The 26,615-nt window shown below is 45.3% G+C and carries 25 protein-coding genes; 18 read left to right on the forward strand and 7 right to left on the reverse strand.

Annotation, left to right across the window (positions count from 1 at the left end):
* The first annotated feature begins 221 nt into the window (after positions 1-221).
* The 8 genes from EHO57_RS03035 to serB all read left to right on the forward strand — a co-directional run bounded on the left by EHO57_RS03035 (position 222) and on the right by serB (position 8,542).
* Positions 222-1,283 (forward strand): DsbA family protein, encoded by a 1,062-nt coding sequence (locus tag EHO57_RS03035; protein ID WP_135642765.1) that lies wholly within the window; start codon positions 222-224, stop codon positions 1,281-1,283.
* A 41-nt stretch (positions 1,284-1,324) separates the two neighbouring features.
* A complete protein-coding gene (locus EHO57_RS03040) occupies positions 1,325-2,305 on the forward strand; it encodes a malate dehydrogenase (protein ID WP_135642767.1) in 981 nt (326 codons plus the stop codon).
* A 105-nt stretch (positions 2,306-2,410) separates the two neighbouring features.
* A complete protein-coding gene (locus EHO57_RS03045; protein ID WP_246050516.1) occupies positions 2,411-3,460 on the forward strand; it encodes an aminotransferase class I/II-fold pyridoxal phosphate-dependent enzyme in 1,050 nt (349 codons plus the stop codon).
* 1 nt (position 3,461) lies between these two features.
* A complete protein-coding gene (gene bioD, locus EHO57_RS03050) occupies positions 3,462-4,127 on the forward strand; it encodes a dethiobiotin synthase (RefSeq protein WP_135642771.1) in 666 nt (221 codons plus the stop codon).
* Positions 4,124-5,428 (forward strand): adenosylmethionine--8-amino-7-oxononanoate transaminase, encoded by a 1,305-nt coding sequence (gene bioA, locus EHO57_RS03055; RefSeq protein WP_135642773.1) that lies wholly within the window; start codon positions 4,124-4,126, stop codon positions 5,426-5,428. The genes bioD and bioA overlap by 4 nt, the downstream gene beginning before the upstream one ends.
* Before the next feature lie 68 nt (positions 5,429-5,496).
* Positions 5,497-6,591: a biotin synthase BioB gene (gene bioB / locus EHO57_RS03060; protein ID WP_135642775.1), complete on the forward strand. Its 1,095-nt coding sequence runs from the start codon at positions 5,497-5,499 to the stop codon at positions 6,589-6,591.
* Between the two features lie 338 nt (positions 6,592-6,929).
* Complete coding sequence (locus EHO57_RS03065) at positions 6,930-7,673, forward strand: GDSL-type esterase/lipase family protein (RefSeq protein ID WP_135642777.1); 744 nt, start codon at positions 6,930-6,932, stop codon at positions 7,671-7,673.
* A 5-nt stretch (positions 7,674-7,678) separates the two neighbouring features.
* A complete protein-coding gene (gene serB / locus EHO57_RS03070) occupies positions 7,679-8,542 on the forward strand; it encodes a phosphoserine phosphatase SerB (RefSeq protein WP_135642779.1) in 864 nt (287 codons plus the stop codon).
* Positions 8,543-8,651: 109 nt separating this feature from the next.
* On the opposite strand, the gene mutS is transcribed toward serB, so the two are convergent.
* On the reverse strand, positions 8,652-11,213 hold the full coding sequence (gene mutS, locus EHO57_RS03075) for a DNA mismatch repair protein MutS (RefSeq protein WP_135642781.1): 2,562 nt from the start codon (positions 11,211-11,213) through the stop codon (positions 8,652-8,654).
* A complete protein-coding gene (locus EHO57_RS03080) occupies positions 11,182-11,844 on the reverse strand; it encodes a phosphoribosylanthranilate isomerase (protein ID WP_135642783.1) in 663 nt (220 codons plus the stop codon). The genes mutS and EHO57_RS03080 overlap by 32 nt, the downstream gene beginning before the upstream one ends.
* Before the next feature lie 45 nt (positions 11,845-11,889).
* Here EHO57_RS03080 and EHO57_RS03085 point away from each other — a divergent pair, with 45 nt between their 5' ends.
* Positions 11,890-12,585, forward strand: coding sequence for a purine nucleoside phosphorylase YfiH/LACC1 family protein (locus EHO57_RS03085; protein WP_135642784.1), 696 nt, complete (start codon positions 11,890-11,892; stop codon positions 12,583-12,585).
* 24 nt (positions 12,586-12,609) lie between these two features.
* Here the strand turns inward: EHO57_RS03085 and EHO57_RS03090 are convergent, their stop codons facing one another.
* Genes EHO57_RS03090 through EHO57_RS03105 form a run of 4 tightly spaced genes read right to left on the reverse strand, consistent with a single transcriptional unit; the run spans position 12,610 to position 17,132 of the window.
* Positions 12,610-13,017, reverse strand: a complete 408-nt coding sequence (locus tag EHO57_RS03090) for a response regulator (protein ID WP_135642786.1) — start codon at positions 13,015-13,017, stop codon at positions 12,610-12,612.
* Positions 13,018-13,047: 30 nt separating this feature from the next.
* Positions 13,048-14,124, reverse strand: coding sequence for a 3-isopropylmalate dehydrogenase (gene leuB / locus EHO57_RS03095; protein ID WP_135642789.1), 1,077 nt, complete (start codon positions 14,122-14,124; stop codon positions 13,048-13,050).
* 21 nt (positions 14,125-14,145) lie between these two features.
* Positions 14,146-15,366 carry an acetylornithine transaminase gene (locus tag EHO57_RS03100; RefSeq protein ID WP_135642791.1) on the reverse strand — a complete coding sequence of 407 codons (1,221 nt, stop codon included), beginning with the start codon at positions 15,364-15,366 and terminating at the stop codon, positions 14,146-14,148.
* Positions 15,363-17,132, reverse strand: coding sequence for a phospho-sugar mutase (locus tag EHO57_RS03105; RefSeq protein ID WP_135642793.1), 1,770 nt, complete (start codon positions 17,130-17,132; stop codon positions 15,363-15,365). The genes EHO57_RS03100 and EHO57_RS03105 overlap by 4 nt, the downstream gene beginning before the upstream one ends.
* 82 nt (positions 17,133-17,214) lie before the next feature.
* Here EHO57_RS03105 and EHO57_RS03110 point away from each other — a divergent pair, with 82 nt between their 5' ends.
* Together EHO57_RS03110 and EHO57_RS03115 are read left to right on the forward strand one after the other, a co-directional pair.
* A complete protein-coding gene (locus tag EHO57_RS03110) occupies positions 17,215-17,580 on the forward strand; it encodes a hypothetical protein (RefSeq protein ID WP_135642795.1) in 366 nt (121 codons plus the stop codon).
* A 24-nt stretch (positions 17,581-17,604) separates the two neighbouring features.
* A complete protein-coding gene (locus tag EHO57_RS03115; protein WP_135642797.1) occupies positions 17,605-18,741 on the forward strand; it encodes an aminotransferase class I/II-fold pyridoxal phosphate-dependent enzyme in 1,137 nt (378 codons plus the stop codon).
* On the opposite strand, the gene EHO57_RS03120 is transcribed toward EHO57_RS03115, so the two are convergent.
* Positions 18,639-19,787 carry a hypothetical protein gene (locus EHO57_RS03120; protein WP_135642799.1) on the reverse strand — a complete coding sequence of 383 codons (1,149 nt, stop codon included), beginning with the start codon at positions 19,785-19,787 and terminating at the stop codon, positions 18,639-18,641. The two genes, EHO57_RS03115 and EHO57_RS03120, sit on opposite strands and share 103 nt — an antisense overlap.
* A gap of 30 nt (positions 19,788-19,817) precedes the next feature.
* Here EHO57_RS03120 and EHO57_RS03125 point away from each other — a divergent pair, with 30 nt between their 5' ends.
* The 7 genes from EHO57_RS03125 to EHO57_RS03155 all read left to right on the forward strand — a co-directional run bounded on the left by EHO57_RS03125 (position 19,818) and on the right by EHO57_RS03155 (position 26,610).
* Positions 19,818-20,591: an LOG family protein gene (locus EHO57_RS03125; RefSeq protein WP_135642802.1), complete on the forward strand. Its 774-nt coding sequence runs from the start codon at positions 19,818-19,820 to the stop codon at positions 20,589-20,591.
* Positions 20,592-20,690: 99 nt separating this feature from the next.
* On the forward strand, positions 20,691-20,972 hold the full coding sequence (rpmB, locus tag EHO57_RS03130) for a 50S ribosomal protein L28 (protein ID WP_135642804.1): 282 nt from the start codon (positions 20,691-20,693) through the stop codon (positions 20,970-20,972).
* Positions 20,923-21,624, forward strand: coding sequence for an endonuclease III domain-containing protein (locus EHO57_RS03135; protein WP_135642806.1), 702 nt, complete (start codon positions 20,923-20,925; stop codon positions 21,622-21,624). Before rpmB ends, EHO57_RS03135 begins: the two co-directional genes overlap by 50 nt.
* Position 21,625: 1 nt before the next feature.
* Positions 21,626-22,057 carry an acyl-CoA thioesterase gene (locus EHO57_RS03140; RefSeq protein WP_135642808.1) on the forward strand — a complete coding sequence of 144 codons (432 nt, stop codon included), beginning with the start codon at positions 21,626-21,628 and terminating at the stop codon, positions 22,055-22,057.
* A complete protein-coding gene (locus EHO57_RS03145) occupies positions 22,058-22,507 on the forward strand; it encodes a peptide chain release factor family protein (protein ID WP_135642810.1) in 450 nt (149 codons plus the stop codon). It abuts the gene before it with no gap.
* A 33-nt stretch (positions 22,508-22,540) separates the two neighbouring features.
* Entirely contained in the window at positions 22,541-24,400 is a 1,860-nt protein-coding gene (uvrC, locus tag EHO57_RS03150) for an excinuclease ABC subunit UvrC (RefSeq protein WP_135642812.1), read from the forward strand.
* Between the two features lie 50 nt (positions 24,401-24,450).
* The gene (locus tag EHO57_RS03155) at positions 24,451-26,610 is read left to right on the forward strand and encodes an LIC11755 family lipoprotein (protein ID WP_135642814.1); all 2,160 of its coding nucleotides are present in this window, start codon (positions 24,451-24,453) and stop codon (positions 26,608-26,610) included.
* The last annotated feature ends 5 nt before the right edge of the window (positions 26,611-26,615 follow it).

A 26,615-nucleotide genomic window follows, 5' to 3' on the forward strand; every position in this document is an offset into this window, starting at 1 on the left:
CTAAAACCCCTCGGTTCTGAGGAAGGATTCCCCTATGTATTCCTATCGGAAATAGAGATGTTTGCTTAATTTTTTTTCGAAAGAATTCCAAAAGAGTGCCGGTTTTCGGTAATTTTACTCTCGGTTTTAGCTCCGTAAATCCGCGGAATTATTCGTTTGCGTCTAATAGTCAGCTTTCTAAATTGGCAGCTAGGGGAAAGATTTTCCCCGGTTCGGAGATTATGTCAGAAGAAAATCCTTCCCGCTTTTGGGACCGCATTCCTTGGTCCAAAATCCAGATCGCTCTTCCTTGGGTCTTTTTGGTATACGTTCTATTATCCATTTATCCGATCGTAAAATTCTTCCTTCCCGACCATTACATGTGGATCGGTTACAGACTCTATACGATCGGCGATGTCGAGAAGGATAACCCTTCCGCTTATCGCAGATACCTGCAGGAAAACAACCAGCAGATGTACAGACTCTTCTCCCAATTGGCTTCTTCGGAGATCCTAAAAAGAGAAGCAGCTTCTAGAGGAGTTCCTGTAGAAGAACTGACCAAATTCGGATCCGGATATGAGCCTAGTCCGCAAGAGATCACTCAAGCGTACAATCAATTCAAGGACCAAGAATTAAAAGGGAAGTCCTTAAACGAGGTCCGCTCCGATATCGTAAATTATCTGAAAGCGGTCCAAGAAGACAGAGAGAAGCAAGCATTCTACCAAGGTCTTCGAGACAAGTACGTAACCGAGATTAAAGGACCGGAACTTCCTCCTCCTTCTCGTATCGCGATCGAGCCGAGCGAGAACCCGACCCTTGGGCCGAACGATGCAAAGGTTACCATCGTGGAATTCTCCGATTTCGAATGTCCATATTGCGCGATGAGTCAGACCACTACCAATTCCTTGAGACAACAATACAAGGATAAGATCAAGTGGGTCTTCCGCGATTTCCCTATGTCCTTCCATAAGAATGCGATGTTTGCGCATGTCGCGGCGAACTGTTCCATTCCTCAGGGAAAATACTGGCAGTTGAATAGCCTTCTCTTCCAAAACGGAAGAAAATTAGAAAAACAGAATGTGATTGCACTTGCTAAACAGGCCGGACTGGACATGAACGCTTTTAATCGTTGCATCGCCGACGAAGCTGCGATCAAAAAAGAGATCGAGTCCGATATGGTTGCCGGACAGAAATACGGTGTGAATGGAACACCCGCTTTCTTCATCAACGGTATCTTAGTGGAAGGCAATATGCCGATCCAAAATTTTACAAAGATCATCGATGAAGAACTGAAGAAGAACTAGTCGATCAATATATACTTACTGAGTTAGGAGTTACAAATCAAATGGCAAAAACGGTTAAGGTTGCAGTCACAGGCGCCGCAGGACAAATCGGGTATTCCCTTCTGTTTAGGATCGCTTCCGGGCAAATGTTCGGTGCGGATACCCCTGTCGAGATCCAAATGTTGGAATTAGAAGCCGCATTACCGGCTGCTAAAGGCGTTATTATGGAATTGGAAGACTGCGCTTTTCCACTTTTGCAAAAGGTTACAGTCTCCGCCGACTTAGACACCGCATTCAAAGATATCAACTGGGCGCTCCTAGTAGGTTCCGTTCCTAGAAAAGCAGGAATGGAAAGAAGCGACCTTCTTAAAATCAACGGAGGGATCTTCGTGAACCAAGGAAAGGCGATCGAGAAGAACGCTTCTTCCGACGTAAGGGTCCTGGTTGTAGGAAACCCATGCAATACAAATTGCCTCATCGCAATGAATAACGCGAAAGGAGTTCCTACGGATCGTTGGTTTGCGATGACTAAACTAGATGAGAACCGTGCTAAATCCCAATTAGCGATCAAAGGCGGTGCTTTGGTGAAAGATGTAACCAATGTTGCCATCTGGGGAAACCATTCTTCTACTCAATATCCTGACTTCTATAACGCTAAGATCGGCGGAAAACCTGCAACCGATGTGGTCAAAGACCATGATTGGTTGAAAGGGGATTTCATTAAGAACGTTCAGCAAAGAGGAGCGGAGATCATCAAGGCGAGAGGAGCTTCTTCTGCTGCGTCCGCTGCAAACGGTGTAGTGGATACTGTTCGTCAGATCATTACTCCTACTCCTACTGGAGACTGGTTCAGCGTTGCGGTGACTTCCGACGGTTCTTATGGTGCGGACAAGGGACTCATCTTCGGATACCCAGTCAAATCCGACGGAAACAAGGTAGAGATCATCAAAGGTCTGGAATTGAACGACTTTGCAAAAGAGAAGTTCAATATCACTCACGACGAACTGAAAGCAGAAAGGGACGAAGTCAAAGGGATGCTCTAATTCCCATTGAGAAAAGTGCAGGAAACGAAACCAAAGAATCTTCCTTTCTTTTCGGAGCTTCCTGCCTATTTCTCTAGGTTAGAATCTCAAAAGAGGGTCCGCTCCCTGGACCCTCCTTCCGGCCTGGACCTTTGTTCCAACGATTACCTGGGCCTATCACAAAATCTTAAATTACAAGAAGCTTTAAAAGAAGGGATCGATCTCTACGGCGCAGGTTCTACTGCAAGTCGTCTGGTCCGAGGACATCGTACTGTTTTCGAAGAACTTGAATCTGAGTTCTCGAATTGGGTTCATTCCGAATCTTCTCTTTTTCTCGCGAATGGGTATGCCGCGAATGTAGGGACGATTTCCTGCGTGGCAGATCCTTCTTATATGATCTTTTGCGATCGGAAGAACCATGCTTCTTTGATGGATGGGGTAAGACTTTCCGGCGGAAAGAAGATCTATTATAGACATTGCGATATGGAGCATCTGGAAGATCTGCTTAAAAAGTATTCCGGTCATGCGAATAAGATGATCGTTACAGAATCTATCTTCAGTATGGATGGGGATGCGAGCGATCTTCCCGCTCTTCTTTCCTTGAAGGAAAAATACGGATGTCTCCTCTATCTGGACGAGGCTCATTCTATAGGAGTTTTCGGGGAGAAGGGAGCGGGACTTTCTTCTGCGCAGGTCCCTTCGGAAATTTCGAATATCGATTTTAGGATGTCTTCTTTTGGAAAGGCATTGGGTCTGGAAGGAGCGATGGTCTCTACTTCTGCGGATGCAAGAAAATACTTGCTCCATTCTGCAAGGACCTTCGTATTCTCTACCGCTCCTATGCCTGCGATCGCTCATGCTGGACTGACCTCCGTGCAACTCGTACAAGAAATGAATGAGGAAAGAAAGAAGGTCCTAGCTCTTGCTGAGCATCTGCGTTCTTCTCTGCAAGCGATCGGAAAGGATACAGGCAATTCTTCTTCTCAGATCGTTCCTATATTACTTGGTTCGGAAGCACATGCCTTGGATCTGGCTGATAAATTAGCTGGAGAAGGTTTCCAGGCCAAGGCGATACGTCCGCCTACGGTGGATGTATCTAGGATCCGGGTCTCGATCAACGCCAAGGTCGAGAAAAATGACTTGGATCGGTTCATCCGCATTATTCAGGAGAATTAATTTGTCCGTATTCGTTTCAGGGACCGGTACTGATGTAGGTAAGACCTTATTTTGTTCTTTGGTCATGGCCAAGTATGCAAAATCCCTAGGCTTGAAATATTTCAAACCCATCCAGACCGGGTCCGATTCGGATCGTGTCAAGGTTATGAATTTAACCGGTCTGAACGAATCTCATTTTCTAAAGAATTATTATACATTCGAACTTCCTGCTTCTCCTCATCTGGCATCCGAAATGGAAAACCTGACTGTGGACACGGGTGAATTGTCCAGGCATCTATTCAGCATCAAGGGAGAGAAGATCCTGGTAGAAGGAGCAGGAGGAGTCTATGTGCCTCTCAATCGCTACTTCTTCACAATGGATCTCGTGGAACAATCCAAGCTTCCGCTGGTACTTGTGGCTTCCACAGAATTAGGCACAATCAATCATACCTTATTGTCGATCGAAGCGATCCGAAAGAGGGATATTCGCTTGCTCGGAGTTTATTTCATCGGACCCGAAAATCCTTTACGTTCGGATAATATTCGTACCATCATAGAAGCCGCCGAGATCGGGCTACTTGGGACCTTTCTCTTGGAAGAAAGAAAGTTGTCTAGACAGGAATTCTTAGATAAGGTTGTAGAAGAGTTCGATCCAGACAGAATTCTACCGGATATTCTTTTCCCTTGATTTGGCATCCTTATACAGTCCAGCTAGATTCCGACCCTCCTTTAAAGATTGTTTCTGCGAAGGAAGAATTCTTGTACGATGAGAATGGAAAGGAATACATTGATGCGATCTCTTCTTGGTGGGTGAGCATTCACGGTCACAACCATCCTCAGATGGTGGCCGCTGTCCAAGAGCAGGCTCAAATCTTGGACCATGTGCTTCTTGCCGGGTTCACTCATCCCCCCGCTCTGGAGCTAGCGCATGAGCTACTAGAGTTTGCGGGCTGGAATTTCCATAAGGTGGTCTATTCGGATAACGGTTCCACCGCCTTAGAGATCATGCTCAAGATCGCGCTGCAATTCTTTAGGAACCAAGGATTGGAAAAGAAGAAGACATTCTTAACCTTCTCCGGCTCCTACCATGGGGATACCATAGGGGCCATGAGTGTGGGCGGAGAATCCGTTTTCAATCGGGTCTTCCAATCCTTACTGTTCCCGACCCGTCATTTTCCTTCTCCTGCCTGCCATGAATGCCCAGTCGGAAAGATCCCTCATTCTTGCATGGAAGATTGTTTGGATGAAATAGAAGCCTATCTCTCCGGTCATTCCGAAGAGGTCGTAGCCGTGGTCTTGGAGCCTCTCATCGCCGGTGCAGGAGGAATGCTTTTCCACAAGCCGTCTGTACTTACTCGGTTAAGAGAGATCACGAAACGTTATGGGGTGCTTCTTCTTTTGGACGAGGTATTTACCGGTTTCGGGAGAACCGGTTATAATTTTGCATTCCAGTCCGCCGGCATTCAGCCCGATATGATCGCTTTGGCAAAGGGACTAACTGCAGGAGCTCTTCCTCTTGCCGCCACATTAGTGAGAGAAGAGATCTATCGAGAATTTGTATCCGCCGATCCTTTGAAGGCATTCTTTCACGGACATACCATGACAGGTTATCCGGGCGGATGTGCGGCAGCACTTGCATCTTTGCGAATATTCAAGGACGAAAACAGACTGAGAGACGTAAAGAACCTCGAATCCTATATGGAAGAAGGTTGGGCGAAGCTCAGGTCTGAATTTCCGGACAAGATCAAGAACGTAAGAGTGTTAGGTGCCGTAGGAGTAGGGGAACTATACACAGGAAAAGAAGAGCCTGGGTATATTAATACTTTTGCAAGGGAATTCAGAAGACTTTGTTTGGATAAGGGAGTAGTCTTAAGACCGCTTGGGAATGTGATTTATATCACGCCTCCCTATAATATCTCTAAGGCCTCCTTACAGAAAGTTTTCATGGCGATCCGAGAAGCGCTTGCTTACTACAAAGTCCCGAATTAAAGAACGGCTGTTTTTTACCTGAATTAACGATTGCCAAAGAGCCTAGGGCCGCGAATAATAACGGCAGAATGAAATCGACTCTCGAAACCCCGATCTCCTCGGAAGAGAAAAGCCTATCCGAGGTTCCTAGCGTAATCACTAGAGAAGAAGCGTATGCTATCCTAAGCGGAGAGACTCCTCTGACTACGGCTCTGGATATGGCGTACAAGGTTCGGGAAAAATACTTCGGTAAAACGGTTCGAATTCACGTATTAGATAATATTAAGAATGGGCATTGCCCAGAAGACTGCGGATACTGTGCACAAAGAAAGAATGCAAGCTCAGGTATCCAAGAATACTCCATAAAAAGCCCGGAAGAGATCTTCGAGGATGCTGTACAGGCAAAAGAAAATGGAGCCTATCGTTTCTGTATGGTGACTGCAGGGACCGGACCGAACGCTCCTACGACTGAAAAGCTCGCACTGACTATCGAAAAGATCAGCAAGGAATTAGGACTGAAAGTATGCCTTTCTGCCGGACTTTTGGACCAAGAAAAGGCGGAGCGTTTAAGGGCTGCGGGTCTGGACCGATACAATCATAACCTAAACACTTCCAAGGCACATTATCCGGAGATCTGCGATACTCATACTTACGAACAAAGGGTGGAGACCATTACCCACTTGATGAAAGCAGGAGTGGGAATGTGTTCCGGAGTGATCGTAGGAATGGGAGAATCCCTTCACGATCTAGTCGATGTAATTTTTGAGATCAAGAATCTGAGAGTGATCTCCATTCCGGTCAATTTCTTCCTGCCTATCGCTGGGCATGCAATCAAAAATCCTCAAGCCTTAAGCCCCGAATTTTGTTTAAGAACCCTGATCGCATTCCGTCTGGTGAATCCTGATTCTGAAGTAAGGATCGCTGCAGGGAGAGAGGGCCATTTGAGAGGGCTACAAGGCATGGCATTGTATGCCGCCAATTCCTTGTTTGCGAGCGGATACTTGAACGTGAAAGGTTCGGATGCTGCGGAAACAATTCGAACTATATTGGATGCAGGATTCTATCCTGAATTTTCTTCCGGACTGGGAGAGGAAATCGATTGGGAATCTGCCCTGGGAAAAGATCATCCCTATGCTCCCGAGAATTTTCCAGGCCTCTATAAATATAAAAAATCTAAGAATTAGTTTTGGGTTGCGAATCGATATCGTTTAGCGTTTCTTACACGACGGGAGTTTACGTTTCTAGGGTTTTCCGATCCTAAGGTAGCGTTTGGATTGAAACTCTAGTAGGGATGAAAATCCTGGATATATCGGAGATTGTCGGATGAAATACAAAATAGAGATCAATAAACTAAAAAATGGCTATATTGAAGCCAAATTGATCGATACAGTTTCCAATAACCCAATTGAATTTAGAATTTGCGACACTGAGGAATACTTACAGGCTCAGATTGCCGACTGGCATAAAAGATTCCATATGAAAGAATCTGAGAACTAAGAATCTTAAAGGGACTAAAGATCAAATGAAAGCGTTAGGGATTTGTTTTTTTCTTCTTTCCCTAATATCTTGTTCTGTTTTTCAACCCAGGACAGTATACGACTATTATAACCCGGCTTTCAAATGTGTGGATAAGGTAGGTATTCGAGATTCAGAAGAATGGGAAGCCTACCAAAAATTGTATCTGGCAGCGGTTCTCGCATATACTAAAGAGAACGAAAAATTAAAAAAAGCGAATATAGTCTTCGTTGGAAATAGCCTGATTGCAGGTATTCCTGCGGATCTGACTCAGGCGAATTTTCCTGGTGCCGTGAACCGTGGGATCGCGGGAGATATGACGGAACTACTCCTGGACCGCCTCGATACGACCGTACTCAATCTAAAACCTTCCACAGTTATTCTAGAGATCGGCGGAAACGATATCCGAGACGGAAAATGCTTGGACTATATTGAAGGGATCCATAGAAAGTTGATCCAAAAGATCCGGAAAGGGCTTCCGAATACCAAGATCTTGATCCTGGGAATCCCTCCGGTCCTAAGTCGAAATGTGAATTCTATTTCTCCGATCGTAAACGCATGGCTTTTGCGGATCGCAAACGAGAACCAAAACGTTCAGTTCTTGGATATCTGGCCAGAGTTCAGACAAAAAGAGATCCCTTTCATTCGAGAGGAATTGGCTCTTTCTTATAACGGCAAAAAGGACCCGATCCATATCAATAGGGACGCCTATATTATCTGGCTTCGTAAAATGAAATCCATCGTTCGATAATCCTAGTGATCTTATTCTTCAGACCTAAAAACGATTCGGATCCCGAAAATCTATCCAATCAACTTTCCCATCAAAGGAAGCAGCCTGTCCTTTTAGAAAGAAGGAAGCAAGTCTCCCAAGAGTATGTATGCGATGTTTGGAGAACAGATCTCTCTCTTTCTAGAGAGGAGTTGGTCGATCTCAGACAAGAGCTGCATAAATCAGGACAGATAGACCTGATACAGATCCCCCAGTTTCTCCAAGGACGCACTCTATTCTGCTTCGATATGGATTCTACTCTGATCCAAGAGGAAGTCATAGACGAGCTTGCTCGATTCGCAGGAGTCTACGATGAGGTGGCATCCGTCACAAAAGAGGCAATGGAAGGGAATCTGAATTTTATAGAGGCTCTGCGAAAACGTTGCACCTATTTGAAAGATCTCCCTTTGAGCGTTTTCGACGATCTGTATTCCAAGATCAGAGTAAATCATGGAGTGCCCGAATTACTTATAGGCCTAAAGGAAAGGAATTCCAAGACTGCTGTGTTTAGCGGCGGCTTTACGGATATATTAGAGAAATTTAAATCTAAATATGGAATCGATGAGATCCGAGCTAACTATCTGGATCGAAAAGACGGGAAGCTCGTCGGCACTGTTTCCGGAAGAGTGGTCGATAAGAATGTGAAGAGGGATTCTCTTCTGGAATTAGGGTCCGAATTCAAGATCCCAAAATCGAATATTGTTGCAGTCGGTGACGGCGCAAACGATCAGCTTATGTTAGAAGAGGCTGGCCTTGGGATTGGCTTTCACGCAAAAGAGGGACTGAAGTCCAAGATCAGCAATTGGATCGATTTCGCTCCTATGGACGTATTACTTTATTTATTCGATTGAGATCGCTTTCTTTAGATAGTTGTAATCACTGTGTGGACCACGAATCCCAAAACCTGATTGGTCTTTTTACTTTCCTTCGAATGAAGCGATTCGCAGGAACAAAAGCGTTTCAGTTCCCTCTGGCAGAAATCCTCTTCTTCCAATCATCCAATAAACGTAAAGCTTCCAGTGGGGTCATGGACTCGATCGGAAGATCTGCGATCTCTTTCTTAAAGTCCTGCCAGAATTGACCTTCCGAACCCGGAGCAGGAAGATCTTGGAAAAGGGAAGGTTCCCTAGTTTGGATGCGGATCTCCTTCTTTCTGGATTCCATGTCTACTAGGATCTCGGAGGCGCGCTTTACTACAGAATCAGGAACTCCGGCGAGCTGCGCCACATAAATCCCGAAGGATTTCTTTGCCTTACCCGGTTTCACTCTTCGGAGGAAAATGACCTTATCATCCTTCTCCACTGTTTCCATATGGATATTCCATACTCCAGGAAGGCGAGAGAGCTCCGTCAATTCATGATAGTGAGTTGCAAAGACTGTCTTTGGCCTTGGATGCATTTCGGAAAGGCACTCCAAGATGGCCCAGGCTATACTCATTCCGTCGTATGTGGATGTCCCTCTTCCCACTTCATCAAAAAGAAGAAGGGACTGAGGAGTGCAATTCTTGAGTATATTCGCGGTCTCTTTCATTTCCACATAGAAGGTGGATTCTCCCGCGTTCAGATTATCTCCTGCACCGATCCTTGTGAACAGTCGATCCAAAATAGGAAGTCTTGCTTTCTCGGCGGCTACACTCGCTCCGATCTGGAAAAGGATCTGGTTTAAAGCGATCTGTCTCATGAACGTGGACTTACCCGCCATATTCGGTCCAGTGAGGATGGCCACTGCATTTTCCTGACTGTCCAAGGTCACATCATTGGGAGTGAACTTGGCTCCTACCGGAAGACTCGCTTCTACGACGGGATGACGAGAAGACCTCATTTCTAAAGAGGAATCATCGCTGAGCTCTGCTCGGATCCAGCCGAAGTTCTCTTCTGCCTTCAATAGAGAGATCTGAAAGTCTAGGTCGCCGAATTCTTCTGAGACCAAAAGCAGTTCCGAAGAATATTCCAAAACTGTTTGGACCATCTTCTCGAATTCGATCCGTTCCACTTTTTGGATGATCTCGTCCGCTTCTAAGATGGTTCTTTCGATCTCTTCTAAGCGACTCGTAGTGAATCTTTCGGAAGTAACCAGGGTTTGTTTTTTAAGATATTCTTTAGGGGCTTGTTCTGCTTGGACTCGGGAGATCTCTATGAAATAACCTACGATCTTGTTGTATTTGATCTTGAGAGTAGAGAGTCCTGTTTTCTTCTTCTCTTCCGTTTCTAATTCCAAGATCCAATCTGTTCCCTTGGTGCCAGCTTCTCTTGCCTTATCCAAAGAAGGATCGAACCCATCCTTCAAAAATTTTCCATTTCCGAGGATTACAGGCAGTTCGTCCGTATGGATCCTGCTTTCAATATAATCTTTTAGAGAATCCAGTTTTTCTGGTTTAGTAATCGGATATCCTAATGGGGAAAGTGTAGACTGCAGGGAATCCAAGGTCTCTATAGAAGAGAGGATGGTTTTGAAGTCTCTCGGATAAGGTTTATTCCCTCTGAATCTTCCCAGGATCCTTTCCAGATCTCCTAGGTCCCGAAGCACTTGGGTTAATTGGACAAGAGGGATCTTCTTGATAATATCTTGCTTTTCCCATCTGGATCTTAAGATCGCAGGATCGGTTTCCGGAAATAGGATCCTTTGTTTGAGTACTCGTTTGCCTTTGGCGGTACTACAGAAATTCAAAACAGAGAATAGAGTATGACCCTTATCGTCTTTCTCGTTCTCGATCAGTTCCAGATTTAGAATGGTCTCTCTGTCCATCTCTAAATAAGAACCTGTCTGCAAGATGCGAGGTTCTCGAAGTGTTAGGGTTCCGTCCCTATAATTCTCTCTAATATAATATTCCAGACATTTCGTTACGATCTGGAAGGGATCCTTTGCCTGATCCGTATTCAGCTTGGCCTCGTCTAGAACGGTAAGGGGTCGCTCACCGAAATTCTGCCAAGAACGGATCTTTTCCAGGTCCTTGGAAAAGACGCAGATCTCGCTTGGTCTAAATTTTACTAATTCACTTTCCAATACCTCCGTTTTGGAGATGGGAACCGCGAAATGAAGAGCCTCTCCTGTGGAAACGTCCGCCATTCCCACGAAGATAAGAGCGGCCTTAGGAACGATCGCACAGAGATAATTGTTCTGAAAGCCGGAGAGTAAGTGTTCTTCGATCACTGTTCCGGGAGTGATGATCCTCACAACATCTCTAGTCATGAGTTTCGTATTTCCGTCTTCCGGTCTGGACTGTTCGCAAACCGCTATCTTTTTTCCTGCAGAAAGAAGTTTGGAGATATATCCGTCCTTGCTATGAAATGGAATGCCGCACATGGGCACGGAGTTCTGGCGCTTGGTAAGTGCAATGTCCAGAATAGAAGAAGCGATCTTAGCGTCTTCTAAGAACATCTCGTAAAAGTCACCCATCCGAAAGAATAGAATGGAATCCGGAAACTTGGCCTTGATCTCCAGATACTGACGCATCATGGGAGTATCCAAGGCCTCTGTTAGATCCGGGGTATTATTTTCCGTTGTTTGCGCTTCTTTTGGCATTTTGAATGAATTTCCGAATAAGATTTGGGTCCTTGACCCCAGGAGAAGATTCCACTCCGCTTGCTACGTCAACTCCGTACGCTCCCGTCTGCGCTAGAGCCTCGGAAACGTTCTCAGGATTGAGGCCTCCTGCAAGCAAGTAGGGACGTTTGACCTCGCTTACATATTCCCAAGGAAAGCGTTCGCCGGTTCCTCCTCCCGCCGCAGGATTAAAGCTATCTAGTATTAATAAATTCGAATCTAAAAAAGAAAGGGAATCATCACTTACGGGACCCTTTACTCTATAAGAAATGATCCTGGCGTCTCTCTCTTGGTACAATGGAGAAGTATTTCCGGGCGCCAAACAATCATCGCTAACGTATTGAACATAATCGTACTCTAGATTTTTTAATATGGATTCTATGAAGGAACCGGACGATTTATAAAATAGGAATACGATTTTAGGTCGCAAAAAAGACGGAACCGATGTATATAAGTAAGTTACCAGAATTTCCGCTTCTTTCGGGGAGACTAGTCTGGGGCTGGAAGACACGAAGTTGAGACCGATGAGATCGGCTCCTTCTTCTATGCTAACTTTGAGATCGTCTACTTGGCGTAATCCGCAGATTTTTACTTTCGGGAGTTGGGACATGCAGTTCTATTTTCTATACAAGACCAGGACTTCCTCAAGTCAAGTATGATCACCCATCGCTTTTTTCTAGAAGATAAAAGAAGCCTCCGGCTCCTGGTTTTAGGGAGTCGAGAAATCTCAGGTGATTCCACGGATCCAGAATATATCCGATCCAAGGTCTCTCAGGCGACCCAAATCCCAGGAAGTGAGATCTTTCTCATCGGCCAGGAACATGGGACTACTGTGATCGAAGCGGAGGGGACTGCCGACGGAGTTCCTACGGGAGATGCTTTATTCACGACCCAGCCCAAAAAGATCCTAGTCGTAAAGACTGCAGATTGCCTTCCTATTTTCTTTTGGACAGGAAGACCGGCAGTGGTTGGGGTCATTCATTCCGGGTGGAAGGGGACTCTTGCCGGGATTACTGAAAAGACCTTGGGCGTCGTACAGAAAAAGTATGGGATTGATCTGGAACTCGTGCATTTCTATTTGGGACCGTATGCCACAGGAAAAAATTATGAAGTAGGGGAAGATGTTGCTTCTCTCTTTAGAAAAGAAGTCCCTAATTCTCTGAAGCTGGCGACCGAGCCCGGAAAGTTCTTATTGGAACAAAAAATATTTCTGACCCATAGGATCAAAAGTTTGGGAGTACAGCCTTTTTTGGAAACGGCGGGGGTTTGTACAATGAATGCGAATTCGGGTTACTTCAGTCATAGAAGAGGGGATACGAATCGAAACCTGAATTGCATTTGGCTGGAGTAATATCTACCCCAACCTCAAAGAGTTTTATACCTTAATTGCCTTGCGAACGGTAGCGTTTGCTTTTTCTAAAACCTTCTCTCGTTTGATGGGCTTCACGATATAATCCATGACTCCACCGTCGGTCAGGTTCTTGATCACTGCAGGAGTGTTCTCGTCAGTGATCACGATCACTCTTGGAAGAACTCCCATATCCTTCATTTCATAGAATGCAGCAAATCCGTCTAGGACAGGAAGATGAAGATCCAAGGTAATCAGATCTACCTTGCGATTGTCCTTATACATGTTCAGAAGTTCTTTACCAGTTTCGGCAAATCCGACTACTTCGTAACCTTCGGATTCCAAGATCTGCGCCAATTGCTTGGCTTGGAATTTGGAATTTTCCGCAATGATTACCTGATACGGTCTTCCGGAAGGAGCTACTCCGCCTTTCATCTAGTCACCATCCCCGTTTATTCAAGAAATTTACAAAACCTTTTCTATTTCTATTCCGATTTCTTCGGTTCCCAAAATTTGAGCACCTTTCTCGGCGATGTCCCTGGTCCGTTTCCCTTCGGAAATCACTTTTCTAACTGCGCTTTCTATTTTGACTGCTTCTTCTTCCATAGAGAAAGAATAACGTAGCATGAGCGCAGCACTTAGGATCTGAGCGATCGGATTTGCTATCCCTTTTCCTGCGATGTCGGGAGCGGAACCGCCGGAAGGCTCATACAGACCGAAACCGGATTCGGAAAGGGACGCAGAAGGAAGCATTCCTATGGAACCCGTGATAATGGATGCTTCGTCGGAAAGAATATCTCCGAACATGTTTTCACAAAGGATCACATCGAATTGTTTCGGATTCACGATCAATTGCATTGCAGCATTATCCACATATAGATGGGATAATTGGACGTCGGAAAATTCACGTTTGTGCAGATCGATCACCACTTCTTTCCAAAAAACGGAAGTGGTTAATACGTTCGCCTTATCTATACTTGTGACCTTATTGTTTCTTTTTCTTGCCGCTTCGAAGGCTACTCTTGCCGCTCTTTCTATCTCTCTGCGGGAATATCTCATGGTATCGAATGCGAATTCTTCTGCGCCGTTTCCCTCTCTGCCTTTTGGCTGACCGAAATAGATCCCAGAGGTTAGTTCTCTCAGGATAAGAATATCTAATCCTTCTCCTATGATCTCTCCCTTGATAGGGGAAGCGTTTCTAAGCTCCGGATAAATGATCGCAGGACGTAGATTCGCAAATAGATCGAAATGTTTTCTTAAAGGAAGAAGGGCTCCTCTTTCGGGTTGCTTTTCCGGAGGAAGGGATTCCCATTTAGGACCTCCCACACTTCCGAATAGAATGGCATCCGATTCTTCGCAAAGTTTGAGTGTTTCCGGAGGGAGCGGTCCTCCTGTTTTGTCTATCGCGATCCCGCCTACGAAGCTTTCCGTAAATTGGAACTCGGAGACCTTTGAGCCGAGGGCTTTTTTAAGAACGGATAAAGCCACCTTCATGACTTCCGGTCCGATCCCGTCTCCCGCTAATACGGCTACTTTTTTCATAGAGTTGATTCCTTTGTTTTTCTATTGGTTTTGAAAATGGGTTAGGACGGATTCCAAGATATCCAGTCCTTCGTTTAAATACTGAGTGGAGATCGTAAGTGCAGGCATGATACGAATGACGGTATCTCCAGTTGCGTTTACGATCAGACCTTTTTCTAGGCAAAGCTCGGCTACGGGGCGAGAAGGAATGCTAAGTTCCACACCTATATGCAGTCCTTTTCCTCTGATCTCTTTTACGATCTTTAGTTTGTCCTTGATCTGATGCAGACGGCTGAATGCGATTTCGGAGCAGGAGTTTACATTCGCTAGAACGTCTCTCGTCTGAATAATACGAATGGTTTCATACGCGATTGCCGCTCCTAGATGATTTCCTCCGAAGGTAGTTCCATGAGTTCCTTTTGCGAGAACGCTTTGGTATTTTTCGGCGATGATAAGTGCTCCGATCGGAAATCCGGACCCAAGACCCTTCGCAAGCATCATCACGTCCGGAGAAAATCCAAATGTTTCGAATGCGAACATGGTTCCTGTTCTGCCGAAGCCTGTTTGTATCTCGTCTAGAATAAGGAGTGCTTCGTTCTCTAGAGTTAACTCTCTTGCAAGGTTCATGTAGCCGTGAGTCAACGGAATGATCCCGCTCTCTCCTAAGATAGGCTCCGCAACAAATGCAACCACTCTTCCTGCAAATCTTTCGAATGCGGCGACTAGTTCTTCTTCGTCGTTTGCCGTTACGAATTCGATCCCGTCTAGAAGCTTTCCGAAACCTGTATGCAATTTCTTTTGACCGGTCAAACTGATCCCGGATACCGACCTTCCATGAAAGCTTTTGTGCAAGGAGAGGATGACCGGATCATGGATCTGTTTTTGTTCCGCATACGCCCTTGCTAGTTTGAATGCAGCCTCGGTTGCCTCCGTTCCGGAATTGCATAGGAATACCTTTCCCGGAAATGTATTCAGGATGAGAAGTTCTGCAAGTTTGGATGCTTCTTCCGAATAGAACCAATTGGAAGTATGCATGAGTTTATCGATCTGTGTGCGGATGGCCTCAATAATATCCGGATCGCTATGACCTAGATTGGTTACCGCAACTCCGCATAGAAAATCGATGTATTGCTTATTGTTCTGATCGAATAGTAATTCGTTCACTCCGTAGCGGAAGGCCACGGGATATCGATTGAACAGATCTAAAAGGTATTTGTCTGTAAGTTCTTTGGTTGCTTGGAATTCGCTAGCTGTATCGTTCATTTTAGACCTGCCAATTGTAAAAATAATGTTTCTGTTTCCTTCAATTCCTCTAATAACTCTTTTGTGAGTTCTGGAATTTCCGATTCTTTCTTGGGAGATTTCCCACTCTTGAAAGAAGAATAGATCTTGATCTTAGGTTCCGTCCCGGAGGGACGAATGGTAAGTTTCGCAGAGCCTTCTAATTCCAGCTGGATCACATCGGAAGCAGGAAGACCGGAGAATGCGGATTTGGATGCGCTTCCTTTTACGGTCTTACTCTTGAAATCCAAGAATCCGATGACTTTTCGTTTTCCTAATGTCTTTCCTATCAGATCGTTCTCTCTTAGGGATTGCAGGGAGTCTTGGATCTTCTTCTTGCCTGCGAGACCTTCTAGGGTCAATGACTTGAGTCCTTCTTGGTAGAGACCATATTTCAGATAGATCTCGTTCATATACGAAACAAGATCCTTTTTCTCCGCCAATACTTCTACGAGTAGAAGCGCGGAAGAAAGGCTATCCTTATCTCTCACGAAGTTTACAGGAAGGTATCCATAGGATTCTTCCCCGCCGAATAGGAAATACTGGGTCTTACTCTTGTCGAGTTTTCCCATTACCTCTGCGATGAACTTGAATCCGGTCAGAACATTCTTGAGTGCCAGTTTATTCTTCTTTGCGATCTCGGCTTGCAGATCCGTGGTGACCACTGTCTTTACTAATACAGGTTTTTTTCCCTTCTTAGGTTTGGCTGAGACCTTCTCAGCCAAATATGCTGCCAGAATGGAACCGATCTGGTTCCCGTTCAGAAGAGTGTATCCACCTTCCTTGTTCTTTACCCCAATTCCGAGTCTGTCCGCATCCGGATCGGTGGCTATAAATGCGTCCGCTCCGATCTTTTCGGAAAGCTTTTGGCTGAGAGCGAGGGCTTCTGGCTCTTCCGGATTCGGGAATTTTACGGTTGGGAATTCTCCGTCCGGATCTTTTTGCTCCGGCACGAGTGTTACGTTCTTATATCCGAAATCATTTAATAATTTCTTCATATAGTATCCGCCTGTACCGTGTAGAGGGGAATATACCAAACGAATTTGGGATCTTTCTTTTGCTGTAACCTTGGCGGATACGATCCCGGATTTCTTCAGATCCTTGAGATAACTTGCAAAGCAATCGGCTCCCGCTTTTGCGACTAGCTTTTTGTAAGCCGCTTCCTTGGGAGAAAGGAATTGGATCTCATTCCAGTCTTGGATCTTTTCGATGAGTGAAATGATCTTCTTGTCGTCCGGAGGAGCAAGCTGTTCTCCTTTTGCAAGATAGGCTTTGAACCCATTGTACTCGGGAGGATTATGAGAAGCGGTAAGGACCACTCCTCCGGTTGCCTTATAATAACGAACTGCATAAGAGAGTAGAGGAGTGGGCGCTACTTCTGAAAATAAGATGACCTTGATCCCATGGGCCGCCGCAACACCCGCAGTGACCTCTGCAAATTCTTTGGACCTTCTTCTGGAATCATAAGCAATGACTAGGATGGGTTTCTTGGATTTCTTTACCAAATACCGAGAAAAGCCTAAGGCAGCTTTGCCAACGGTGAATTCATTCATTCTACCGATGCCATTTCCGATCCTTCCCCTCATTCCTCCGGTCCCGAATTCTAAGGGAACGGTATAGGCCTCGATCTCCAAACCGGAGACTTCTCCCTTTTGAAAACGGCCAAGGATGGACTTCGCTTCTTCTTGCACCTTCGGAGGGAAAGGGGCCTTAGTCCAGGATTCGATTAATTTGGATTCTGTAGCCATATGTTTCTCTAGTTCGCCCTTACTTGGAATAAAAATTCTAGTTCTTCCTGGTTCAAGACGTTTTTTCGCCGATTCTAGAAGTATGGAATCTAACGAACTTTCTCGCGAACAACATAGAGAACTGGACTCTCTTCGAGCCGTTTTGAGAAATATTTCCTTTCTTCTCTTTTTACTTTCTGGGCTTCTCGCCTTCGGAGCGTTTTTTAGAGAGAATCCGGGGAAGATCCTCCTTTTCTCCCTCTCTGCACTCTTGTTCTTTATTTTGGGGATCCTAGGATATGGGGCCTCTATCTCCTTTCGTAAGTCCTTGGCCTTGGACGATCGGGATCCGGAGCAGTTCCTATATGCTTTGAAGGACCTACGATATTTCTTAAGTTGGATCTCCTATGTGCTACTCGGTCTGTTCTTACTTTCTTTTTTCGGCGCTTTCGCCTTGCTTCTTTCTTGATCGGAAGAAGTCTGACTCTTTGGTGTGAGCCTAAGAGAGTTTTTTATAGAAGATAGACTAGAGAGGTTTAGGACCCTCGCTCCTTGTAATCTGGGAGAAAGCGGGATCCGAAATCTGACTCTTGCAGAACTTGCCGATTCTCTGGACCTGGATCTAAGAGAACTTGGAAAACTATCTCTAGCAGATTCTCCCAATTCAGGTAGAATGGATCTGAGAGAAGAGATTGCCTCTCTCTATCCGAATGTTTCTCCGGAAGAAGTTCTGATCACAACAGGAACGGGAGAGGCTCTATTCATTGCATTTCATAGTTTACTGAAAGCAGAAGACATCATCTCTCTGTTCTGGCCTTCTTTCCAAGCATTGTATGAGGTTCCTAGATCGATCGGAGCCAGGATCCAAAAAGTGGATCTGTTGCCTAGACTTCTTTCGGGAAGTCCTGGGTTCGGAAATGAAAATATACGATCTCTATTTGCAAATAATCCTCAGTTAATCATTTGCAATCATCCTCACAATCCTACAGGGATGATCGCAGAAGCATCAGATCGGACCTCTATTCTTTCCCAACGGCGGAATTTCCGCAGTTGGATCCTATTCGACGAGCATTATCGTTTTCTTTCGGAAGAAGAAGATCTGGGTTGGAGCGGTTTCGGGGTTTCTGAGAGATCGATCGCTACTGGTTCTATCACGAAATGCTTCGGCGTCATGGGACTCCGGATCGGCTGGTTAGTTGGACCTAAGGATTTTCTTTTGCAAGCAAGAAGCATGAAGGACTATCTCACTCACACTGTCTCACCAATCTCGGAGTTTTTAACCTTAGAACTATTAAAGAAACGGAAAATACTCCAGGCTCAAATAAAGAAGAATCTAGAGAGGAATATAGCTCTTTTTGAGAGTACTTGGAGAAGTCTTCCTGGGATCTCTTTTTTCCATGCACCAAAAGGTGGGGTCGTCGGATTTCCTAAACTGCAAGAAGGCTTGGACGCGAGAAAGTTTGCGGACATTCTCTACGAAAAAGCGGGAGTATTCGTTCTTCCTTCGGATGACTTCGAAGTAGAAGGTTATATTCGAGTCGGCTTCGGAGAGACTCCGGAACGTTTTTCTTTGGGTCTAGAACGTTGGAGTAAGATCGGATCCGAGATAATGGCCCTCTTGAACAAGTAAGCGATCTGCCTGTCCTGGGCGAAGTGAGTGGATTGCAAAGTATAATAGGATTTTCCTAGAAACACATGCGGACTTTCTAAAGCTTGTAGAAATTGGGAATTCTCTTTGGCAGGTTCCCAATTCCATTCCTTCCCTCGGATGCGAATACTTAACCTTTCTCCTTCTATCTTCCAGTCGGTTTCTCCGGAACGAAAGGGAAGTCCACATCTGAGTCTGGGCCCTTCTTCTTGGAGGAATTCAGGGGAGATCCAAACTCCCAAGGGAAACAACAGAGGATTCTCCGGATCGATCTCTTCTTCTTTTCTGTGACCGTATACCCAAACTTCGGTTCGATAGACCCGGTTTGGACTCGGATACATATCTTCGTAGATCCTTCCTAATTGATGACTTAACACCCTCATCGATTGGATGCGGACCTTCCATTTTCCTGGTTCACCTACGGGTAATACGGATTCGGAGATGCAGTCTTGGAAAAGATCGGAGGGAACGCTTGTCTCCCAAATAAGAAAAGGGGAAAGAGTGAGATTACTGATTTGAGGAAACCACGCCTCCCAGAAATACGGCTCCGTCCTAAATTGAAAATTTCGTTTCCTTCTTCCTTTTTGGGAAGGTTCCTCAGGAAGGAACAGATCCTCTCCCGGATGAAATGCCCGAACGTTCGGATCCGCATGAGCCAATTTCTTTTTCCAGGGCAAAAAGAAGAAGAGGGACCAGAGGGAAACCTTGTGCTTTCGGATCCTTTGTACTTTTCGTTTCGCATTCGGAAAGATCTCTTCTGTCTCAGATTCTGAATAGGAAAAGGGAGGCAGGTTTTCGACCCAATCCTGGGAGGCGGAAGTTCCGTCCGAGCCAAGATCCCGAATATTCTCGGTTTGGATCCGATTGGTAACGTAAGGATCGAGTCGTTTTTGGAGTCGGATCTTTTCCGCTTCCCATTTAACGGAAGAATGAAAACGAAAAGAAGAAAAGACCGACAGAATTTTTTCTTTTAAACTTCTCGGTCCGATCATTCTTGGAAAGGATACAGACAGAGTTAGGAAAGGCAAGCCTAACTTCCCTCAAAACAAGGAAAGAACATGGGAAGAACTTCGTTAGAACATGAGGAGTTTTTAAGATCGGTGGACGCATTCCATTTGAGAGTGCTCGCCGAAATAGACTATCCCCAATCCATATTTAGGGACGGAAAGGTCAAAGATACGATCTGTATCTTTGGCTCGGCTCGGATCCTGAGTCCGGATGAATGTAATGCAATGGAGAATGAAGAACGCACTGAAAAGGCGGAGGCATTCTTCCAAAAAAGAAAGGAATTATCTTCTTACTATGTGGAAGCCTATGAAACCGCTAAGTTGATCACGAATTGGGGAAAGGAGATCTCCAAGGAATATCATAGAATGGCGGTTTGTACGGGAGGAGGTCCAGGGATCATGGAGGCCGCCAACCGTGGCGCGAGAGAAGCCGGAGGACCTAGCCTTGGCTTAAATATCCGGCTTCCGTTCGAGCAAACGGTGAATCCGTATGTGGATCCAAATATCAGCGTTGAATTTCATTATTTCTTCATGCGAAAGCTTTGGTTTCTCAGACTCTCCAAGGGAGTAGTGGCCTTTCCGGGAGGATTCGGAACTGTGGATGAGTTGTTCGAGACCCTGACCCTTATTCAGACAGGACGCAATAACTTGAAGATCCCTGTCATCCTGTATGGAAGTAAGTTCTGGAATTCCATTTTTCAACTGGATGCAATGAAGGATTACGGACTCATAGATCCGTTAGATCTGGACCTGATCACATATTGCGATTCTCCTTCCGAAGTACTCGAAGTTCTTAAGAAGAAGGTTCCCCTAGAGGCGGATTAAAGTATAGTTACGGGAAGAGGGAGACAAAATAGGAGGTTTTTTCCCGAATCTTTTTGGTTTCCTTGACAGCTTGTTTCGGCAGAAAATTATGGTCGCAATATGGCCAGAAAATGTGTCGTCACAGGGAAAGGAACGATTGCAGGAAACAATGTTTCCCACTCTCACCTGAAAACCCGTAGAACCTGGAAAATCAACCTGATCAAAAAGCGTATCTTCTTGGAAGATGAGAACCGCTGGGTCACTGTTCGTATCTCTACTCGTGCTCTAAGAACCTTGAAAAAGAAAGGAATCAAAGCAGCGATCAAAGATAACGCAGGATCTCTACAAGCCCTTGCCCCTAAAAAATACGTCGGAATCCAAAAAAAGGCAGTCCAAGCCTAAGTTTTCCGTAACCCCTGAATACGTATCCCGAGTTTACTTCCTATTAAGGAAGGAATTCGGGGATGTAAATTCTCCTCTTCAATATTCCCAAGACTATCAATTTGCGATCTCTGTGATCCTTTCCGCGCAATGCACGGATGAGAGGGTTAATCAGGTCAGTCCTCTTCTTTTTGCCGAATTTCCTACCCTGGAATCCTTAGCCGCAGCTCCTTTAAAGAAAATAGAGAAGATCATTTACTCTACAGGTTTTTATAAAAACAAAGCCAAGTCGGTTTCCGGCTTCGCAAATACTCTATTAAAGGATTATGATGGGAAATTGCCTAAGACGATCGCGGAACTAACTAAGCTTCCGGGAATCGGAAGAAAGACAGCTAACGTTGTATTGAATGAGATCCATCATATTTCGGAAGGATTCGTGGTGGATACCCATGTAAAGCGTATCTCTAAAAAATTGGGTTTAACCACCCAATCGGATCCGGTCAAGGTGGAGAAGGATCTGATGAAGAATATCCAACCGGAATACTGGATGGATCTGTCTTTATATTTTATCTTTTTAGGAAGAAAGTATTGCAAGGCTCATAGAACCTTCTGCGAGACATGTATCTTGCGGAAAGAATGTCCTTCTTCCTTGGTCTTGAAAATGGGAGAGTAGAATGAGTGTAGAAGTATTCTTAGATTCTAAAATACAGGGAATGGGCCTGAGCACCCAACATATAGTCATGTCCCGAGATCTGAACCAGCACGGATTCCTTTTCGGAGGACAGATGCTTGCTTGGATCGATGAGGGCTGTGCCATGTTCGTTATGGAGAAGATCGGTTATTCGAATCTAGTCACAGTGAGTATGGACGATGTGGTCTTTAAAAGCCCGGGACTACTCGGCGAGATCATACAGATCTTTTCCAAAATAGAGAAGATCGGAAAGAGTTCCATCACTCTCCGTTGTGCTGCCATTGCGAAGAGCCAAAAGAAGAAAGAAGTCCGCGAGATCATAGATTGTAAGATCACCTATGTTTGTCTGGACGATTCCGGGAAACCGTTCCCGTATTTCACTCAGTTTGATACGGAAGAGATCCTCAAAAGATAAATGGCCTCTCGCTTTCCCGTTTCCCTCGAAAAGGAGGCTGCCTTGCTTGCAAGACTAGAAGGTCTAGGCATCAAGGAGTCCGATCTAGAAGAGACTTTCGTTCGAAGCGGGGGAAAGGGGGGACAGAATGTGAACAAGGTATCTACCGCAGTTCGGCTCTTCCATAAACCTACTGGGACCGAGATCAAATGTTCCATCCATCGTACCCAAGGATTAAACCGATACAAGGCAAGGATCTTACTCTGCGAAAAATTTGAAGAAGAAGCGAGGGCTCTTTCTAAAATAGAGGATCCCGAGCATGCGAAACTTAGAAAGGCAAAGGCGGACAAGGCCAGAAAGGCAAAAAGAAAAGCTAGGGCCAAGGCTTCTTCCGGTCTAAAAAGAGAGTTCGTTCCCGAGAACGACTGGAAAGAAGAATACGGAGAAGATTGGACGGACTCTCCGGAATAGCATTTTCTTGTAAAAGCGGGACATTATCTACGGATGCCTGAAGTTTTCAATCATAGTCTGATCGTCGAGAAGCTGAAGAACCTAACTGGTTCTCCCGGATGCTACCTTTGGAAGAATTTCGAAGGAGAGGTCATCTATGTAGGCAAAGCCAAGAACCTAGACAAGAGGATCCGCAATTATCTAAAGGAAAAACAATCCGATATCAAGACCCGTTTCTTGCAGAGAGAGATCTATGATCTGGACTGGATTGCCACCTCCACAGAAAAGGAAGCTCTGATCTTAGAAGCCACTCTGATCAAGAAGCATAATCCCAGATACAATGTACGTCTGAAGGACGATAAGAAATATCCTTATCTTTGCGTTTCCCTTTCCGAGCCTTTCCCTATGGTATTTGTCACAAGGAAGATCAAGGACAACGGTGATAGATACTTTGGTCCTTATACGGATGTAAAGACGACCAGAGAAGTATTGGATGTGATCCATAGGATCTTCCCGATACGTAAGACGAAACAGGTTCTCCCTCTTCCTAAACCTAGAAGACCTTGTTTGAATTTCCAAATGGGAAGATGTCTTGGACCCTGCCAAGGCACCGTTTCCAAAGAAGAATACGCAGTCGTAGTCAACCAGATCATTCAGTTCTTAGAGGGAAAGAAAGAGGTCCTCGCGAACGAACTTACCAAGAGAATGGACGACTATTCCACCAAGCTGGAATTCGAGAATGCCGCACGCTATCGGGATATGCTGGGAAGACTACAGTTATTCCGCCAAAAGCAAACTGTAGTCAGCATGGATGGAGGCGATGAGGATGTGATCGCTTTTGCCAGAAAAGAAGATGAAGGACAGGTGGTCCTCATGGAGGTCCGAGGCGGTCGACTCGACAATAAGAAGTCTTTTCCATTGCAAGGGGTCCAAAACTCTACGGAAGAGGAGATCCTTTCTTCCTTCTTCCGGGATTATTATCTGGGAGCCGGTTGGATCCCGGCAAGTATCGTAGTTTCCTTTGGCTTGAAAGAAGAAGGAGAGGCGGTCCTCGACTTTCTACAGGAGAAGACCGGCTTTCGTCCAAAGCTTCGCTTTCCTAAGGCGGGAGAGAAGAAATCTCTCTTAAAGATCGCAGAGAAGAACGCGGAACTGAGTCTTACGGAAAGACTTCTTGCGACCCACTACAGGGACCAAACGGTAGCCTTGAAAGAGATCCAAGAGATGTTCCGTTTGCCTGAACCTCCCCATATTATCGAATGCTACGATATCTCTCACTTCCAAGGATCTTTTCCTGTAGCAAGCGGTGTCATGTTCGTCGAGGGAAAACCCTTCAAGCAAGGATACAGAAAATATAATATTCGAGGTTATGAAGGCATCAACGATCCGGGAATGATGCACGAGGTAATCTCTCGCAGGCTGCAGAGGATCCTAAATGAGGATGGTGTCCTTCCCGACCTGATCGTGATCGATGGTGGGCCTACACAGCTCGTCAAGGCTTGCGAGGCTGCAGTGGAAGCTGGGGCTCCGAATCTTCCGATGGTGGGTCTTGCCAAGAAGAGAGAAGAGATCTACTTTCCTGGGGAGATGACCCCATACAGCTTCGATATGAATTCTCCCGGAATGAAACTGCTGCGGCATTTGCGCGATGAGGCACATAGGTTCGGAGTGGAACATCATCGTTCTCGTAGGAACCGCGAAGCATTGAATAGCCTGATCAAAGAAGTCCCTGATATCGGTTTGAAACGGAGCAAATTGCTGCTTCGCTCCTTCTCCGGACAGAAGAAGATAGAAGACGTAAATATTGCAGAATTAATGAAGGTGCCCGGGATCGGAGAGTCTCTCGCAGAGAAGATCTATAAGCATTTTCATTCCGGAACAACAATTCCGGAAACATCCAACCAAATAGAATAATTTTTTCCTCCAAGATCTTTCTCTTCTACCTGCAAGAGAAGGAGGAAAAAATGAAACAATCCAAACTCATTCCATTACTTTGCTTTCTTGCAATAAGCGTCGTCTGCAAGGCGGAATCACCGAAAGAACCCGTTTGGTTCGACGAGGAAGCTTCGGCTTTTTTCAAATATGATCCTTTATATTCCAGACAAGCGTCTCGCTCGATAACTGAATGGGAAGAAGGCAATCTTTGTCTGATCACAGGAGAGGATCCGAACATACTCGTTCGGATCTGTGTCCTCGAAAAAGATCGGAGCTCCCAGGAAAATTTAGCTCGAGCCTTCTCTTCTTGGAAGAAGGAAGAGTTAATCCCAGAATCTAGTCTAGTCTTAAGGGACGGATCTTTGGCTAGGATCGGGACCTATCACAAGAACGATCTAGTCAAACAAGCAAAGACTGCTGAATTCCTTTTGGTCGGACAAAAAGAATTCGATCTAAGTCCACTCGAAGGTTCCTGGACCCGGAAAAATTTCAATACCAGAAATCACGAAAAGAAATTTAGTATATTCCTTTTTTCGAATGGTCGAAGTATGCTCGTCCTTCCTGCACAGGGAGAGAAAGAGATCTACTTTGCCCTGAATTTTTCTTGGACATTAGGAAAAGAAGAGATCCGAACCCAGATCCTGAGCAAGAATAGATCCGCTTTAGACGCCTGCCAGATCACTCTCCCGATAGTAACGGAAATTTTTGGAGAAACGGATTCTCCTAGCGGAAGATGGATAGAGATCTACAATCCAAACTCATTTCCCATCTGCGAAGATGGTTTAAGTATTGAATTGTTCGGAACGAGGATCCTTCTTCCGATGACGACTGGGTTCATTGCACCTTTCGAGACAAGAGTGTATGCGGAATCTTCTTCTAAATTAGAGAAGTTGGTCCTAAGCGGGATTCGTTGGGGAGATCTTAAGAAAGTAGGAAATATTACCTTATTCCAAAGCCAAGGATCCCAAAGTCTATCTCTACCTGGAGGAGGATATCTTTTCGGAGAAGAGTATATCTCTTGGACCTCACTTGGATTTTCGCAGTGCAAGGAGAATCAAGCTCTATGCATGGACCCGGGAAGACAGGAGAAGATTCTCAAGTCCGATCGAAAATATCCGATCTGCGATGTGGACTCCATCCAGTTGGAAGAAGCCAATCCGATCGGCTTGAAACAAGGCTCCATACTTAGATCGGATTGGAAATATCTGGATCTTCTTCATATCGGATTAGAAGAATGCGATCCTTCCTTCTTACAGATCCAATGGGGGAATGTACAGCAGCCCATATCCTACCAAGAAGTCTGGAAGCCTGGTCAGATCTTAACACTAGGAGGTTTAGTATTTTTACTTTCTTCTCCGAATTTTTCGTACAGGAACCTAAGATCTGCCAAAGCCGGGGATCCGATCTCTCTCTTGGATCGCTCTTCCGGAAAGAAGAAGGTCTTATGGGACGGGATCTGGAGAACGACGGTAGGGATTCCCGATCGGATCGTATTAGAAAAAACGGATGGATCCGTAGCTTCGATCTGTTTTATGGACGAAAGTCCACGGATCCATGCAAGGATAGATTTAACAGAGAGCTACGGCATTTCCTCTCAGCTAGATCGCATCTATTCCAATTCGAGCCGGAAAGAGTTAATAGAGAACCCTCGGACTTCTCCTGGGATCAAGACTTGTACCAATTCCATTGCTCCCGGCCATGTGAAATTTTCGGAAGTTTCTTGGATGGGTTCTTACCAAGGATCGAATCCGATCGCAAAGGATCGTTTCCTGGAATTCGTGAATCTACAGGGAAATTCCAACTCGGCTCTCTTGCGGATCCTTTCCGGCGCAGGAACAATCACTTCTATCTTATTTCCTTTGGAAGCGGATTCATTGACCTTATTGTCCGGAGGCATATCCACATGTTTTCCGGAGACTGCGTTTTGGAAGGATCTTAACTTCAGTCTTCCTTCTACCGGAAAGAATACTTTAAGATTGATCGATCCGAATACGGGAGAGATTTGGGATGAATTCCTCTACGATCCCAGCGGGCCGGGGATCAACGACACTAAAAATAAAATTAGAAAATCTGCATATTCAAAGGACATTGTAGGGACAAGGGTCTGGCAAACAAGCCAATATGCGGGAAATCCATTCAGGGATATTAGCTGTCCTCTTACGGATGCTCATCCTGGTGAACTTGAATAGAGGGA

It is taken from the genome of Leptospira langatensis (assembly GCF_004770615.1).
GTDB classification, from domain to species: domain Bacteria; phylum Spirochaetota; class Leptospiria; order Leptospirales; family Leptospiraceae; genus Leptospira_B; species Leptospira_B langatensis.